Origin of the sequence: Dissulfurimicrobium sp. (assembly GCF_049968175.1) — a bacterium.
Lineage (GTDB): Bacteria > Desulfobacterota > Dissulfuribacteria > Dissulfuribacterales > Sh68 > Dissulfurimicrobium > Dissulfurimicrobium hydrothermale.
The window spans coordinates 1-16,297 of record NZ_JBMFRG010000024.1; the positions used below are offsets into that span (position 1 = coordinate 1).

The 16,297-nt window shown below is 50.5% G+C and carries 17 protein-coding genes; 8 read left to right on the top strand and 9 right to left on the bottom strand.

Annotated elements, in window-relative coordinates; all coding sequences use genetic code 11:
• Nucleotides 1–91: 91 nt before the first annotated feature.
• The 3 genes from ACP5SG_RS04470 to fbp form a co-directional block, all read right to left on the bottom strand.
• The gene (locus tag ACP5SG_RS04470) at nt 92–994 is read right to left on the bottom strand and encodes an EamA family transporter (protein ID WP_424661608.1); all 903 of its coding nucleotides are present in this window, start codon (nt 992–994) and stop codon (nt 92–94) included.
• Nucleotides 995–1,054: 60 nt separating this feature from the next.
• Nucleotides 1,055–1,915 carry a zinc metalloprotease HtpX gene (htpX, locus tag ACP5SG_RS04475; protein ID WP_237888547.1) on the bottom strand — a complete coding sequence of 287 codons (861 nt, stop codon included), beginning with the start codon at nt 1,913–1,915 and terminating at the stop codon, nt 1,055–1,057.
• Nucleotides 1,916–2,165: 250 nt separating this feature from the next.
• Entirely contained in the window at nt 2,166–3,179 is a 1,014-nt protein-coding gene (fbp, locus tag ACP5SG_RS04480; protein ID WP_428122371.1) for a class 1 fructose-bisphosphatase, read from the bottom strand.
• A 181-nt stretch (nt 3,180–3,360) separates the two neighbouring features.
• On the opposite strand from fbp, the gene ACP5SG_RS04485 reads away from it, so the two are divergent.
• The 4 genes from ACP5SG_RS04485 to lgt are packed head-to-tail and all read left to right on the top strand — an operon-like array spanning nt 3,361 to nt 6,739.
• Nucleotides 3,361–4,140, top strand: a complete 780-nt coding sequence (locus ACP5SG_RS04485; RefSeq protein ID WP_237888549.1) for a sulfide-dependent adenosine diphosphate thiazole synthase — start codon at nt 3,361–3,363, stop codon at nt 4,138–4,140.
• Entirely contained in the window at nt 4,121–5,446 is a 1,326-nt protein-coding gene (pcnB, locus tag ACP5SG_RS04490; RefSeq protein WP_237888550.1) for a polynucleotide adenylyltransferase PcnB, read from the top strand. The genes ACP5SG_RS04485 and pcnB overlap by 20 nt, the downstream gene beginning before the upstream one ends.
• Nucleotides 5,443–5,895, top strand: a complete 453-nt coding sequence (locus tag ACP5SG_RS04495) for a hypothetical protein (protein ID WP_237888551.1) — start codon at nt 5,443–5,445, stop codon at nt 5,893–5,895. Before pcnB ends, ACP5SG_RS04495 begins: the two co-directional genes overlap by 4 nt.
• Nucleotides 5,896–5,899: 4 nt before the next feature.
• Nucleotides 5,900–6,739, top strand: a complete 840-nt coding sequence (gene lgt / locus ACP5SG_RS04500; protein ID WP_237888552.1) for a prolipoprotein diacylglyceryl transferase — start codon at nt 5,900–5,902, stop codon at nt 6,737–6,739.
• On the opposite strand, the gene ACP5SG_RS04505 is transcribed toward lgt, so the two are convergent.
• The 6 genes from ACP5SG_RS04505 to gatC form a co-directional block, all read right to left on the bottom strand.
• Nucleotides 6,683–7,660: a metal ABC transporter substrate-binding protein gene (locus ACP5SG_RS04505; protein WP_428122379.1), complete on the bottom strand. Its 978-nt coding sequence runs from the start codon at nt 7,658–7,660 to the stop codon at nt 6,683–6,685. The two genes, lgt and ACP5SG_RS04505, sit on opposite strands and share 57 nt — an antisense overlap.
• Before the next feature lie 10 nt (nt 7,661–7,670).
• Entirely contained in the window at nt 7,671–8,594 is a 924-nt protein-coding gene (locus ACP5SG_RS04510) for a diguanylate cyclase (RefSeq protein WP_424661605.1), read from the bottom strand.
• Between the two features lies 1 nt (nt 8,595).
• On the bottom strand, nt 8,596–9,477 hold the full coding sequence (locus tag ACP5SG_RS04515; RefSeq protein WP_424661604.1) for an HDOD domain-containing protein: 882 nt from the start codon (nt 9,475–9,477) through the stop codon (nt 8,596–8,598).
• A 113-nt stretch (nt 9,478–9,590) separates the two neighbouring features.
• Nucleotides 9,591–9,899 (bottom strand): hypothetical protein, encoded by a 309-nt coding sequence (locus ACP5SG_RS04520; RefSeq protein ID WP_428122384.1) that lies wholly within the window; start codon nt 9,897–9,899, stop codon nt 9,591–9,593.
• A 12-nt stretch (nt 9,900–9,911) separates the two neighbouring features.
• Nucleotides 9,912–11,375 (bottom strand): Asp-tRNA(Asn)/Glu-tRNA(Gln) amidotransferase subunit GatA, encoded by a 1,464-nt coding sequence (gatA, locus tag ACP5SG_RS04525; RefSeq protein WP_237888557.1) that lies wholly within the window; start codon nt 11,373–11,375, stop codon nt 9,912–9,914.
• Between the two features lie 34 nt (nt 11,376–11,409).
• The gene (gene gatC, locus ACP5SG_RS04530; protein WP_237888558.1) at nt 11,410–11,694 is read right to left on the bottom strand and encodes an Asp-tRNA(Asn)/Glu-tRNA(Gln) amidotransferase subunit GatC; all 285 of its coding nucleotides are present in this window, start codon (nt 11,692–11,694) and stop codon (nt 11,410–11,412) included.
• Between the two features lie 220 nt (nt 11,695–11,914).
• Between gatC and ACP5SG_RS04535 the strand changes: the two genes are divergently transcribed.
• The 4 genes from ACP5SG_RS04535 to ACP5SG_RS04550 all read left to right on the top strand — a co-directional run bounded on the left by ACP5SG_RS04535 (nt 11,915) and on the right by ACP5SG_RS04550 (nt 16,286).
• The gene (locus ACP5SG_RS04535) at nt 11,915–12,889 is read left to right on the top strand and encodes a polyprenyl synthetase family protein (RefSeq protein WP_424661603.1); all 975 of its coding nucleotides are present in this window, start codon (nt 11,915–11,917) and stop codon (nt 12,887–12,889) included.
• A 49-nt stretch (nt 12,890–12,938) separates the two neighbouring features.
• Entirely contained in the window at nt 12,939–13,706 is a 768-nt protein-coding gene (locus ACP5SG_RS04540; protein ID WP_237888560.1) for a polysaccharide deacetylase family protein, read from the top strand.
• A gap of 94 nt (nt 13,707–13,800) precedes the next feature.
• A complete protein-coding gene (gene argH, locus ACP5SG_RS04545) occupies nt 13,801–15,210 on the top strand; it encodes an argininosuccinate lyase (RefSeq protein ID WP_424661602.1) in 1,410 nt (469 codons plus the stop codon).
• Nucleotides 15,207–16,286 (top strand): hypothetical protein, encoded by a 1,080-nt coding sequence (locus ACP5SG_RS04550; RefSeq protein WP_237888562.1) that lies wholly within the window; start codon nt 15,207–15,209, stop codon nt 16,284–16,286. The genes argH and ACP5SG_RS04550 overlap by 4 nt, the downstream gene beginning before the upstream one ends.
• Nucleotides 16,287–16,297: the final 11 nt, after the last annotated feature.

A 16,297-nucleotide genomic window follows, 5' to 3' on the forward strand; every position in this document is an offset into this window, starting at 1 on the left:
ATAGGCCTTAAGAGAAGCAATCTGGATAGATGGCCTGTTGAAAAGAGGCCATGGCGGTGCGATCAAGGCGATTTTCATAGAAACTCAGGCTTTAATCAGTGATCATGATCAACGCCACCCCAAGGGTCATAAGTCCGGCACCGATCAACCGTTTAAGGGTCTCATCCTCGGAAAAGACAAATCTTCCATATAAGACACTAAAGATGGCACTGGTCCTCTTGACCGCAATCATATATGCAGCCGCCACAAGATGTATGGCCCACATATGGCTAACAACCATTACGGACTGCGAAAACCCTGCAGCTATCAAGGCCCGCCACCCGCCCATAATGGCCGACGCCGCGCGGCATCTTGGTCGACCTCTCAGGCACCACCTGAAGACCCCTGGAATGACACAGAAGATCATAATGGTCGCGAGACCAAGTATTACAAAATAAAAACAGGCAAAGAAAAAAGGCCCCGACTCAGAAACCGCCTTTTTCCCAAGGACGCTGGTTACCGAATAGACGGCGGATACAAAAAACATCAGCCTTGAACCGCCATCCTTGATGGCTATTCTAAGTGTCTGCAAGACCCCTGGGGTGTTTGATCTGAAATGGAGCAAATAGGCCCCTGCGACCGTAAACAAGATACCGACCATACCCCTAAGGTTGATCCTCTCTCCAAGGATCAACCAACCGGTCAGTACCGTGAATGCGGGCGTAAAGGCGAGAAATGGGACAGATAGGGAAAGTGGGGAGGTCTTGATGGCCTTCATGTAAAAAAAAAGCGCAAGGATCTCCAGAGGCAGGAGTATGGACAACGTCTCCCAAAAGGCCAGGGTAAGTTTCGGCCACGGCATGAACATCAGCGGCAGGAGCAAAAATGGGACAGGGGCTGCAGCCCTTATCGCCATCATATCCTGTGGGGAAAGATGGGCGAAACGGGCCTTGATGACCACATCGGTTGTAGCGGTTGAAAAGGCCGTGAGGAGGGCCAGAGGCAACCAATTCACGGCCCATCCTCATGCGAACCGGTCAAGGCCAGGTGCTGCAGCACAGGACAAACGCCGAGACTAGAAGCCACGACCCATGGCCATCTCGTTCAGTCTCCTTATACGCTCCTCGATCGGCGGATGTGTGCTGAAGAGATTGGCCAACGCTCCACTGGTCAAGGGGTTTACGATATACATCTGGGCTGTGGCTGGGTTTACATCCATCGGGAGACGATGATTCCAGTCCTCAAGCTTTTTTAGCGCGCCAGCAAGTGCAAGGGGACGACCGCATATCTTCGCCCCTGTAGCGTCGGCAAGGAACTCCCTGCTCCTCGAAATGGCCATCTGTATAAGCATAGCCGCTATCGGGGCGACTATCATCATGACAAGGACCCCAATCACCCCTCCGGAATCATCATCGTCAGAGCGGCGGAAACCACCAAACAACATGGCCCATTGCGCCATGTTGGCAAGATAGCTTATGGCCCCTGCAATCATGGCCGCTATAGAACTTATGAGTATATCTCTGTTCTTAACGTGTCCAAGTTCATGGGAGATGACCCCTTCAAGCTCGTCTTTTGAGAGGAGCCTCAATATCCCCTCGGTCACAGCCACCGCTGCACGCTCCGGATTTCTGCCGGTCGCAAAGGCATTGGGGGTCTCTGTATGGATTATATAGACCCTTGGTTTGGGCAAGCCAGCCTTCCTGGCGAGATCCCTAACGACTGCATGCAGCTCCGGTTCATCCGTCTCAGATACCTCGACAGCCCCAGCCATTGCAAGGGCCAACTTGTCGCTGAACCAATATGCGCCGAAATTCATAACACCCGCCATAACCAAGGCAACGGTCATACCCTGATTGCCGCCGATGGCCTTGCCCACCGCCAGGAACAAGGCGGTAAGGGCTGCAAGAAGAACAGTTGTCTTTAATAGATTGGACATAATTGTAAACAACCTCCAGCCGATGCTGTACTATATTTTAAAAATTCACTGCACCATCTGCCCGGTCGCGTCTGACACCCAGGCAAAGAGACAAACAATATCCGCTGCCAGGTAAAGAATGCCCGCCTACCAGACTAGTAAAATAGGAATTTTTTATAAAATAATCATTTCTTTGGTCATATGGAAGAGGTGCACAAACCAGACGGGCATTAAAACGGCCAAAGGGCACTGACGCTGGACCACGCCTGATTTAAACATCGCCTTTCATTATGGCCGTAGCCGTTTCTACGTCCCTCCTACTGCCTATAAAGAGCGGGGTTCTCTGATGCAGATGGGCCGCCCTGATATCTAATATACGCTCCCTTCCATCGGTTGCCGCCCCCCCAGCCTGTTCGGCCACAAACGCCAACGGCGCAGCCTCGCAGAGCAATCTCAGTTTACCGCTGGGTTTTGCCGGGTCTTTATTGTCCGCAGGGTACATAAAGATACCGCCATCCAAGAGGTTTCTGTGAAAATCCGCCACCAAGGCCCCGATATACCTTGCGGTATACGGCTTGCGGCGGGCGTTCTCTGTTGACTTGAAATAATCGACGACTTTTTTTGTACGCCCATCCCAATAATTGGTATTTGATTCGTTTACTGAATATATCCGGCCCTGTTCCGGTATGCGTATGTCTGGGTGAGAGAGGAGGAACTCCCCAACCGTAGGATCAAGGGTAAAGCCATGAACGCCCTTGCCGGTCGTATATACCAGCATGGTGCTTGGGCCGTAGAGAAAATAACCGGCCGCCACCTGTTCCGATCCCTTTCTCAAAAATTCCTCCATGGTAACATAAGGCCTCTCGCCGACCACCCTGTAGATAGAAAAGATAGTACCTATATTTACATTTACATCTATATTCGACGAACCGTCCAACGGATCGAATATTAGGATGTAGTTCCCCCTGGGCATGTCATCAGGCACCTCGATGACATCCGCATTTTCCTCGGACGCCATGGCGCACAAAACCCCTGAACGCTGCATCCTGTAGATCAAGACCCTGTTCGAGAACTCGTCCAACTTCCTGACCTGCTCTCCTTGGACGTTTATATCGCCCGTAAGACCAAGGATGTCCACAAGTCCAGCCTTTTTGACCTCTCTGGCTATGATCTTGGCAGAGAATATGAGTTCACTCAGAAGCCTTGTAAACTGTCCGGTCGCCGCAGGCGATTCCTTCTGGTGTATCAAAAGGTGCTCCGTTACTGTTATCCCCAGTCCTTCCATGCGCATTTAGTCCTCCTCACAACAGGATTTCAAAGGATTTTGACCTCTTACAATTCCATCAATCTTGACGGCCTTTATGAAAATCCAAGGTTTTTTATCAAACGGATTTGCAAAAATTCAAAATTAAGCTAAGTTGCCAGTTTGTTTATCTTTTAAATAACATAAGGGAGGCATTTTTTCTATGTCTTTAGATGAGGTCAAGATAAGCCGCGCCATCATTTCGCGCTACATGTCAAAGCTCTCGGAGTATTTGGAACTGGACGCAGCTATCGTTGGCGCAGGCCCTTCCGGGCTTATCGCCGCACTGAAGCTTGCGGAAAAAGGCCACAAGGTGGCCCTCTTCGAAAGAAAGCTCAGCATCGGTGGCGGCATGTGGGGAGGCGGCATGATGTTCAATGAAATAGTCCTCCAGGAAGAAGGTGCGGCCATATTAAAAGAGTTGGGCATAAGGGTAGAGGACGTTGGAGACGGATATTACACATCCGACTCGGTAGAGTGCGTGACCACCCTTGCAAGCCTCGCGTGCAAGGCCGGGGCCAAACTGTTCAATCTTATAACTGTTGAAGACGTCATGGTGAGAGATAATCGAGTAACAGGGCTTGTCATCAACTGGACTGCGGTCGATATGGCCGGACTCCACATAGATCCGCTCGCCGTAAGGGCCAAGTATGTAATAGAAGCTACAGGGCACCCCACAGAGGTCTTGAAGGTGGTGCAACGGAAGATGGGGGCCCGTCTTCTCACCGAGACCGGCGCTATAATGGGCGAACGTTCCATGTGGGCCGAGGTTGCCGAAAACACCACCCTCGACAACACCAAAGAGGCCTTTCCAGGGATATTCGTGGCTGGTATGGCCGCAAACGCCACATTTGGATCGTTCCGCATGGGCCCTATATTCGGCGGGATGCTACTCTCAGGACAAAAGGTCGCAGAGCTGGTAGATGAAAGGCTCAAGGCCTAAACCGAGGCTGATACAGCCTGATCTCTTCGGCACCGATGAAAGGCCAGGGCCCTTCATAATCCCAAGGCCAGAGCACTGCCTGAGCAGAAAAGATGTGGACAGAGAGGCGCTCAAGGTCCTCTATCGCCTGAAAGACCACGGATTCATAGCGTACCTGGTCGGCGGGAGCGTCAGGGATCTGCTCATAGGGAAGCGCCCCAAGGACTTTGACGTAGGGACCAATGCCACACCCGAGGAGATAAAGAGGCTCTTTCCACACAGCCGCATCATAGGCAGACGGTTCAGGCTTGTACATGTGTATTTCAAGGGTGGTAAAGTGATAGAGGTCTCAACCTTTAGGCAAAAGGCCGAATATGACGCTGTACAGTCTCAAGACAGCGCAGGGGATGATGGCGACAATATCTTTGGAACACCACAGGAAGATGCAATGCGCAGGGACCTGACGATCAACGGCCTCTTTTACAATATCGCCGATTTCAGTATAATAGATTATGTAGGTGGCATGGCCGATCTCAAGGCCGGGATAATCCGCACGATAGGCGATCCTGAAAGGCGCTTTCTGAAAGACCCAGTGAGGATGCTTAGGGCGATCAGACATGCTGCGCGCACCGGGTTTGCAATAGAAAAGGCGACCTGGGACGCCATATTAATACATAAAGACATGATACGCCTGTGTGCCGTTCCGAGGGTGCGTGATGAATGGCTCAAAGACCTGCATTCAGGGGCAAGCTGGAAATGGGCGGAACTCCTGTTTGAAAGCGGTCTCTTTTCATCTATATTCCCCAATTACTTCAAGGGAATAAAAGAAGGAGACCGCGGGCTTGCAAAGACACTCCTTTCAGGGCTGCTGTCATGGCTTGACAAGGCGGCCGGCGGCGATAAAAAACCTACGGAATCGTTTATACTTGCGCTCTTTGCGTATCCGAGGCTCCATGTTGCACCAGGATGGAGATCTCTCTATTCTGAACGCATAAGATGGCCTGTCCAGGAGACACGGGATTTGTTAAATGAGACGATCGCCCCGTACGACTTCAAGAAGTCAGTGAGGGATGAGGCAGCCCAGATATTGTCAGGTCTGTGGCCGATAATAAGGTGCCTTGAGATCGGCAATTGGCCGAAACGCGTCTATTGCAAATCTAGGTTCGCCGACAGCGTATTGCTTTATGACCTGATTCAGGAACAGCTTGGACTACCTGCCATAGGTCCTAATCCGCACCTCAACCCCAAATACCAAAAGGAGGCGCAGGTGCGCAGAAAAAGGCGCAGAAAAAGACCAAAAAGGGAGAAAGAAGTCGAAATATCATGAGATTGAGCCAAAATGCAAAAGACCTAGTACTTATAGAACTTGACGATGTCGGGCTGTTGCTTGGAGAAATAAGATACAACCGCCAGACTGAAACGGCCAGTTTTGCGCTTGAAAAGGCCGGCTTTTTCGATCTTTATCTCCCATGCACCGTTTTATATGACCAACAACGCGGTCCGATCGTCCATCCCCACATACTCTCGGCGCTCACGACGTCTTCCGTACGTATTCAAAGAAGCCGGGTCTCGTGTTTCATCCTCGAGCCTGACATCAATCCTGTAATTGCGGAACAATACCATGCGATAAAGGCTGCCCTTGCCCAAAAGCCCGAACCGGATCCCGAGAAAAAACGAGACAATGGGCCGGAAGATAAAAAGGCAGGCAAAAAGCGGGTGATAAGCATACATTCACTGAAAGATGCAATAAAAGACCCAGACAAGGCCAAGGATTAATACCATGCTCCCCTATCCACAGATAGACCCTGTCATTTTAGAAGCGGGCCCATTTGCGCTCCGCTGGTATGGACTCATGTATCTCATCGGCTTCCTCGCCTCATACTCGCTTGTACGCAGACAGATAACAAGACATGCGGTGACAAGCGGTGTAGGCGGCGGTGACCAATCCCTCGACCTTGACATGGAAGCGGAATTAAATCATTTAGACGGGCTTTTCCTCTGGCTTGCGATAGGGGTAATCGTGGGGGGAAGGCTGGGCTATGTCCTTTTTTACAATCTGCCCTATTATCTAAACCACCCCTTTGAGATACTGGCCACATGGCATGGAGGCATGTCTTTTCACGGCGGCGCGGCCGGCGCCATGGCTGCTGGATGGGCCTATTGCATACGACACAGGATAAACTTCTGGCTGTGGGCCGACAGATTCGCTGTAACAGCCCCTATTGGATTGGGGTTCGGCAGGATCGGTAATTTCATAAACGGCGAACTCTATGGAAGGCCCACCAATGTACCATGGGCCATGATATTCCCGCAAGGAGGCCCGATTCCAAGGCATCCATCGCAACTCTACGAGGCCTTTCTGGAAGGCATACTTCTCTTCATCATCCTTTGGCCTCTGAGTAAAAGGCCTTGGCCACATGGAAGGAAGCTCGCCCTTTTCCTCATGCTCTATGCAATAGTACGCTCGGTTGCAGAGCTGTTCCGCGAGCCTGATCCACAGCTTGGCTTTGTGCTGCTGGGGAGTCTGACCATGGGCCAGATCCTTAGCATCGGCTTTTTTGTCCTAGGACTGTTTCTCTGGTGGTATCTTGGCAGACCCCTTACATCCAAGTCCTCTTGAAAGGGCTGCTAAGTTTCTGTACATAAGTTTTATAAATGTGGTCTTGTCGACTATGTCATTTTTTTTAAGGCTCGCCCCAGGCGTTATTACAAAACACTGCGCCCCGGTCTCTCTTGAGATGGCCTTTCCAAGACTGTCATTTACCGTATCGTCAAAAAAAATGGCCTTAACCCCCTCTTTTTTTACAAGTTCAATCACATCGGCCATCTTCTTCGGGCTCGGGCTTGCATCAGGGGATATGCCGTACAGAGCCACCTGTCTCAAGCCATATGCCTCAGCCAGATAACCGAATGCCGCGTGCCCAGCCACTACAAGCGTCTTTTGCTCGCAAGAAGAAAGCGTCCGTCGATAAGAAGTATCCAGCGCCTCCAAGGCCTTTGCATATCTCCTGGCATTTTCTTCATAAAAACCAGCGCCTGCAGGATCAAGGTCGGCCAATTTTTTGGCGATCCTCATCGTGGCCTCCGCATCCCATTTGAAATCAAGCCATATGTGTGGATCAGCCCAGCCATGACCATGGTGATCATGTCCTTCAACCTCGCTGGTCCTCCCTCGCCAACCCTTAAGGTCTGAACCCTCAGCCAGCACCAGGACGCCGCCTCTTCCGCTACGGACTTTATTTACAATCCCTCCGGCCCACGGCTCAAGCCCTGCCCCGATCAACACCACCAGATCGGCCTGCTCAAGACACAGCATATCACTGATTTTAGGCTCCCAGGAATGCGGATCGGAACCGGGGGGAAGGAGCTGTCTTACATCCACCCTATCTCCACCAACGGCCCTTACCATCTCGGAGACAGGGAATATGCTCGTAACCACGGCCAACCGCCCCTCAGCCGTGGCGCCCTCCGCCGAATACAGACCAAAAAACACAAAGACAATGCAGACAATCGCAAAAAATCTCATAACAGCCCTATTCATCCCCATTATTCTACCCTCTCCTGTCTATAAGATAAACGCTGCCAGGCATGCCTTTTACCTTGTGCTTCAACTGGGCGGCCGTTTCAGCCACCTCGCCATAGTGGCTATAACGCCCTGGCATACATCTGACCACTGCTATTGAAAGACTGGTCAGTGGGAAGGTCACCTTCTCGCCCCTGCGATCGATGCCCACAAAACAACCGGCATCTATATCTTTTTCGTCCAGAAAAAGGGGGATCAAGGCACTAAAATCATCGATAATCTTCTCGCATACGTCCCTTACGATCTCAATTGGTGTCGAAAATACAAAATCATCACCGCCTATATGCCCGACGAACCCCTTTGCGCCAGCCATCTCCCGAACTGCATTTACAAGTATGCGGGCCACCATCCTGATGACCTCATCACCCCTTGAAAACCCATAAAGATCATTATAAGGTTTAAAATTATCTATATCAACATAACTGATCGCAACAGACAACCTTGCATCCAACACCTCTTGTATATATCTCAATATGGATGAATTGCCGGGGAGCTTTGTAAGCGGGTTGTTGTCGGCCACCCTCTTCGTGCGCTCCAGTGCAAGCCCTATCCTGGCATTTATTTCCCTAAGGCTTGCATCGGTGAAGATGATGTCGTCTACCCGATATTCACCCCAATCCATGCCGGAGGTCAGATCCTGTCTGGATATACAAAGAATGATCGGAAGAAGGGCGAGCTGAAGGCTGTCTTTAAGGGCCTGGATTACGGTCTTGTCAAGGTCGTTGGGCAATCCTTTCTGCATAATCAGGAGATCGGGTGGGTCGTTTACTATATCTTCTACGGCCGCCTGGACATCCTGCTCAAACATAAATTCGTGGCCCCTCGCCTCAAGAAAGAGGCGCTCTCCCTGCCTATTAAATAAAACAGGGGCTACGACAGCTATGCGTGCCAATTTATTCTCCAGCGCCCCCCTTGGTCTGCTGCATCCGAAGGGTGAAGTCTTTAAGCTCAATTATTTTTTCATCGAGCTCATTCAAGACCTCTTTCATCTCACCCTTACCCATCTTTATCCTCTCCCAGGCCTTGTGGTCGAGCGGCGGGACCCATTTGTCCCCGCCTGAGCCGAAACCCACAGCCCTGATTAGGATATCGGAAAAGTGCACTATGGCGGCAATATCTCTAAAGTCAGTGGCATCTTCCGGATTATGATGATAAATAACAGGCAGGATCAGCCGATCAGGAAGATTCCACTGCTTAATGAGCCATCCGCCTATCTCTGGGTGGGCGACTCCAAGACACTCAAGCTCGGCCTCCCTCATAGAGATGCCGCGCTCCTTAACCATATTTTGTATCTCTTCATATTCTTTTGTAAATTCCGCCCTTATCACCACCTTGCCTAAGTCATGTATAAGCCCTGCCGTCGAGACTTCTTCGGGATTTTTCAGCCCATGCCTCTTGGCAAAAATGCCTGCGGCTGTCGCACACCCGAGCGAATGCTCCCAAAGCCCTACGTCGGAAGACTGCATTACATCAAAGATGGAGGAGGTCACGATCAGGGTCTTTATAACGTTAAACCCCAAAAGCACTATGGCGTTCGAGACCGTGCCGATCCTCTGCGGAAAGCCGAAAAAAGACGAATTAACCATCTTCAAGAGCTTACTTGTCAAGACCTGATCTTTTTCTATGACCGAACCGAGCCTTGAGGCCGTCATCTCTTCGTCTTCGACCATCTTATTCAGCATGGAGGCGATAGGCGGGAGAGTCGGAAGCGATTTTATATATCTCAATCTATGTCTTATATCCTGTCTCTTTTGCCCCTGGTCCTGTTTATCCATCTTGTTTGGATCCCTCCTATGAGCAGATTATACACCGTTGCGAGGCAGAAAATCCAATTTCAGGCAATATCTATGCGTCATCAGACCGCAATCAGAGATTCCGCATAGATTCATTATGTCTTTGCCTCTTCTATGATGTGTTCGGCGATAAGCCTCATAAGCGCCCGCAATACCGGGTCGTCCTTTACCTTTGCAAATCTCTCCTCAAGCTCCTTAATCATCTCTGCAAGGGACTTTTCACCCGGCATCTGGACGGGATGGCCTTTTACAACGACGACATGCACACCGCTCTTTGAAAGTCGACTTATAAGCTCTTCGGTCAATTCCACCCCAGGCCCACACAATATCTTACCGTCTTCGGTCTTGACCGCCTTTGCAAGTATCATTTCAGGTGCGGCAAGGGATATGGGGATGCTCTGCATCTGCTACCTCACTCAAACCTCAGGCCATCTAGATATCTTCCCGACAAAGGTCTCGAGACTATACGCCACCCTAAGGAGTTTCTCATCCTCAAACGAATCGGCCATAAGCTGAACACCTATTGGAAGGCCATCTTTACTGAAGCCGCAAGGCGTTGAGATGCCCGGAACGCCAGCTAGATTCGTCGCTATTGTAAATACATCACTTAAATACATCTGAAGCGGATCCCCTGTCTTCTCACCAAGCCTGAAGGCAGGGGTTGGAGCGACAGGTGTTATAAGACAATCGCACCTTTTAAACGCCTCAACGAAATCCTGCTTTATCAAGTTTCTGACCTGGGATGCCTTTTTGTAATAGGCATCGTAATAACCTGAGGAAAGGACATAGGTCCCGAGCATGATCCTGCGCTTGACTTCGGGCCCAAAGCCCTCGGAACGGGTCTTCTTATACATTTCAGACAGGTTCCGATAACCGGAGGCGCGCAGTCCATATTTCACGCCATCATATCGCGACAGGTTAGATGCAGCCTCGGCAGTGGCGATGATATAATAAGTTGCAATGGCATATTCAGTATGCGGGAGACTTACCTCGACCATCTTGCAACCCATGGCCTCAAGGGCCCCTATGGCCTTTCTGACGACCGCCTCGACATCAGGATCAAGGCCGCCAACTAGATATTCCCTCGGCAAACCTATGGTATAACCGCTGATCCCCTTACCAAGTCCGGCTGTATAATCAGGGACATCCCTTGAGGAAGAGGTGGAGTCCATCGGATCATTTCCTGCAATGGCGCCAAGGAGTATAGCTGCATCGGTTACATCTTTTGTTATAGGACCAATCTGGTCAAGGGAAGAGGCAAAGGCAACAAGCCCGTATCTAGAAACCCTGCCGTAGGTTGGTTTAAGGCCAACTACGCCGCAATGTGAAGATGGCTGACGGATTGAACCACCAGTATCGGAGCCTAAGGCGCCTGCACAGAGCCTTGCGGCCACAGCCGCCGCTGAACCGCCGCTTGATCCCCCAGGTACTCTGGTAAGATCCCATGGGTTATAAGTAGGATGAAAGGCCGAGTTCTCGGTCGAAGATCCCATGGCGAACTCGTCCATGTTGAGTTTGCCCAACATCACAGCCCCCGCCCTGTTTAACCTCTCGATCGCTGTCGCATCATAAGGTGGGATGAAGCCTTCAAGCATACGCGAGGCACAGGTCGTCTTAATACCCTTTGTACAGATGAGATCTTTTATGCCGAGCGGGACGCCGGTAAGGGGTGTGATATCCTCGCCCTTATCAAGACGTCTCTGCGCATCCTTCGCCTGATTCAATGCGAGCTCATGGGTGACGGTTATATAGGCCCTTATCTTGGGATCAACCTGATCAATCCTGTCTAGATATGCCTTTGTCACCTCGACAGGGCTTATCTCGCCCTTGGCGTACAACTCACCTAATTCTTTAATAGTTAAGTCTATAAGATCCGGCATGCCTCTCATTCTCCATTCTTAAAGATGGTCCTGATCAAATGATTTTCGGGACAGCAAAGGCGCCGTCTTCCTTCTGAGGGGCATTTTTCAGTGCATCTTCGACAGAGAGCGAGGGCATCTCCACATCATCTCTGAAGCGATTAACACAATCAAGGGAATGGGCCAAAGGGGATACGCCGCCTGTATCCAATTCGCCAAGCTTCGCTACATATTCAAGTATCTCGTTCAGCTGTACAGTAAATCCCTCAATCTCATCTTGATCAAAACTTAAACATGCCAAATTAGCAATATGCTCGACCTCAAGGCGCGTGATCTTCACTGTTTACCCCTCCTGAGACAGACTGTCCAGCCTTTGCCCATACGATCCAAAAGACACCAGTCTCAATCAGACCTTCCAGGGTCTTAGACCTCATTAAAGCCTATAAAGTTTCAAAATTCAATAATCCACAGACTATTACATGTAGCCCTTACTGGTTTTATATGTTATTTCCTTAATGATTGAAAACTGCGCACCTACCAAACAATTAAAAAATAAAGTCATGGAAACCGATATACTTGAACAGTTAAAACCGTATTTTGAGCGCCTTGACAGCCGGATGTCTAGCTGCTTTGCCTCACACATGCCATTTATAAATGAAATAACAGGGCACATACTCTTTGCCGGCGGCAAGAAGGTCAGGCCGCTGCTGACAGTGCTTTCAGCCATACTATGCGGAAGGGAGATAGATGAAGCCTATGATCTTGCACTGGTCCCTGAATATCTACATGCGGCAAGCCTCTTGCATGATGATGTAGTCGATGACGGGAAATTAAGGCGAGGCAAACCGCCTGCATATACTATCTGGGGAAACAAGGCTACGGTCCTTGCAGGGGATTTTCTATATGCAAGGGCCATAGAGCTGGCCACACGCTTCGAAGACATCCGCATAGCAAGGGTCACCGCCGAGACCGTGGCCCTTATGTCCGAAGGCGAGGTCATGCAACTCCTGCATTCAAAGAACCCGGACTTTTTTGATGAACAGACCTATATGGATATTATATACAGAAAGACGGCTGCACTGATCTCGATGTCATGCAAGATCGGTGCGCTCTTTGCCGGGGCGGATGACACCAGGGTCAATGCCCTTTCCAACTACGGCCTTTGTCTGGGCAAGGCATTTCAAATGATAGACGACCTCTTGGACTATACCGCTGACACAAAAGAATTCGGAAAGGCCGTCGGCGCAGATCTTGCCGAAGGAAAGCTCACGCTGCCCCTGGTTTACGGGCTCAGCATAGCCTCTCCCAAAGAAAAGAGTGAGATATTTTTGATATTGAAAAAGGATAAACATTCTCCTGAGGAGCTTGCATGGATAAAAGACCTTCTCGAGACCAAGGGTGCCTTCAAATACACGAAAGACAAAGCCGAAGAACTCATAAGGATAGGTTGCAACGGCCTCGATATATTCGGATCATCGGAAACAGCCGGGATATTGAAAAGGCTTGCAAGGTTTGTGGTTGAGCGTAGGAAATAAATCTGTTTAATTTATGCGTTGCAATATGAAGAGCTAATAAGGATGCAAAATGGGCTTAAATAGATCTAAGATAATAAAAGGACTAGCCGTCCTGGCCGGAACGGGGGCGGCCGCTGGTGCAGCGTATGAGATTTTTTGCCCAAAGGCCGAATTTTTTGGCAGGGTGATAACCCACGGGCCGAGGACGACCAATGCGGTTGGGATAGTGTTCGATCAGGGCCCAAATCAGGCCACAGCCGCTGTCTGCAAAAGACTGCATGAATTATCCATCCCGGCTGCATTTTTCATTGAAGGCAAAAAGGCCAGGAGCCTTCCGTGGGCAATGGACCATATTCAGGCGTTTGAAATAGGCATACACGGCGAGGACTACAGACCTCTCATATTCAAAAAGGAACAGGATATAAGGCGCTCACTCAGATCAACCCAATTCCTTGTAAGAGAATTCCAAGACAAAGGTGCGAGATACTTCATGCCGCCCTATGGCTTTAAAGACCTGCGCCTGATGCGTGTAGCGCACGAACTTGGACTTATTGTAGTAAACCCTTCGCTCACCCTTAAAATCATGCCCCTCCGCCCATATGCGGCAGGCATGCAAGCCAGGCAAGATCCGGCAAAGTCGATCTCGGGCGCGATATCCAGGCTACTACTCAAGGTGAGATCGGGCGACATAATCCTCATACCTTCCTACCTGACCGCCGGACAGGGGGGCGGGCGGCACGACATGGCCGGACTGATGCCGGAATTACTCACCGAGCTGGTCATCGGCCTGAAGACGATAGGGCTCCGGCCATGGGGTTTAAAGGCCCTTATCGGATGAGATCGCCATCATAAATAAATGTATGCGTGCCGGCGGGAACTGCCTGCATATTGCACTGTTCGGCCAAATGATAAATAAAAAATATGCAATGGCTATGAATAACGACAAAAAAACCGTAAAGAAACCATGGGGCGGGAGATTCGCCGAGGATACAGACAAGCTGGTTGAGCGTTTTACAGCCTCGATCCATTTTGACAAAAGGCTCTACAGACAAGACATAGCTGGCAGCAAGGCACATGCCACTATGTTGGTGAAACAGGGTATCATAAGCCCCGAAGAGGGCATGGCGATCGTCCGCGGCCTAGACGAGATACAGCATGATATCGAGGCCGGGAAGTTCGTCTGGCAGGAGGCGCTGGAAGACGTCCACATGAACATCGAACAAGCCCTCGTGGAACGGATCGGGGATGCGGGCAAAAAACTCCATACGGCCAGGAGCCGCAACGACCAGGTGGTAACTGATACAAGGCTTTATCTGAGGGATGAGACAGACAGAATAAGCGATCTTATTCATGGACTGCAACTTGCCCTGCTGTCACAGGCAAAGCGCCACCCTGAACTCATAATACCTGGATATACACACCTTCAGAGGGCGCAACCTGTACTCTGGCCGCATCACATGCTTGCATATTATGAGATGTTCAAGAGGGACAAGGAGAGACTCGCTGACTGCAGACGGCGTATCAATATCTGTCCACTTGGAAGCGCCGCGCTCGCAGGCACCGGCCTTCCCATAGACAGGGAATTTACCGCAAATGAACTAGGCTTTGATGACATCTCTGCAAATAGTATGGATGCCGTAGCTGACAGGGATTTCGCGGTGGAATTCCTGGCCGCACTCTCCATTATCATGGCCCACTTGAGCAGGCTTTCCGAGGAGCTTATCCTGTGGTCAACGGTTGAATTCGGCTTTATAGAACTCCCTGATGCATTTTGCACAGGATCGAGCATAATGCCGCAGAAAAAAAATCCTGACGTACCGGAACTCATCAGGGGAAAGACCGGCAGGGTATACGGCTGCCTGATGGCCATGCTGACACTTATAAAGGCGTTGCCCATGACCTACAACCGTGACCTCCAAGAAGACAAGGAGGCATTGTTCGATGCAATCGACACAGTAAGTGCATCTTTAGAAATGATGACAGCCATCATCTCCAGACTTGAGCCTAAGAAAGAACACATAGGAAAGGTTCTTGAAAAGGGATTTCTGACTGCTACCGATCTTGCTGACTATCTTGTAAAAAAAGAACTTCCATTCAGAAGCGCCCATGAAGTCGCCGGCAGGATAGTTGCAAGTTGTATAGAGACAGGCAGGGATATCAAAGACCTCAGTCTCGACGAATTCAAGGCGTTCTCGCCGCTCATCGAAGAAGATGTGTATGATGTCCTGACGGTCGAAGGTTCTCTAAGGTCCAGGTGCTCTATTGGCGGCACGGCGCCCGAGACAGTGGCCGAGGCCGTGAGGCGGGCCGAGATAGAACTGAATGGATTTAATAAGCAATGAAACGATCTTGTAAAAACTACCTTGCTTTCCTCGCCGCCCTATGCGGCTTGATTATGCTCTCGGGCTGCGGAAGAAAGGGGGCGCCTGTCCCCCCAGGCACTATCCGTCCGGTCGCGATAAAAGACCTCTCATACACGATAACACCTGAAGGCGCCGAACTGTCCTGGACCGTCCCGATCAGAAACCTGGACGGAAGCCCTATAGAACGCATCAAGGGTTTTGAGATCTATAAGGCAGAGGCGTCTGTGAATGAGACCTGCGACGGATGTCCCCCAAGATTTGGACCACCCATAGAGATACCGTTTGAGGCCCATCCAGAAGAGGCGAGAAAGATGTATTACGACGACCGCACGCTGCACCAGGGAATGAGGTATATTTATGAAGTGCGCACAGTCAAGGGCTGGCTCAACATAAGTGACCCGTCAAACAGGATATCCTTTGCATGGCATGTCCCTGCATCGCCGCCTTCACAGATTTCGGCACAACCTTCGGCTGATGGCATATATCTATCATGGGTTCCACCTGGAACATGGGCGGATGGAAGCCCAATAGATAAAAAGATCTCGTATAAGATATACAAGGCAGAGGCAGTTGAAGGGCAATGGAAGGCGATCGGCCCTCCGGTTGACTCAACAGGCTTTTTTGATACATCCGTGAAAAAAGGTGTAACATATAAATATTCCATATCCTCCGTCCTCATCTATCACGGCACGGAGATCGAAGGCCGGCGCAGCCGTGAAATAACCGCCCAGCCAATTGACCTGACACCACCTAAGCCCCCTGAAGGCCTGGTGGCGGTCTACAGGAAGGCCTTGGCAGGAAGCGGCGGTGAAGGAGGCGTCGAATTGTTGTGGCAGGAAAACTCCGAGCCTGACCTTGCGGGCTATATAGTTTACCGCCGCAACAAAAACGGCCTTATCGACAAATTGAACCATTCACCGATCCCAATCCCCAAGTTCATCGACTTTACGCGGCTGTCACCTGGTATCTACGAATACTGGGTTACGGCCGTTGATCGGGCGCACCCCCCCAACGAAAGTCGCCCGTCGAAACCGGCAAGTGTCGAGATATATTGATTCCGACTGAA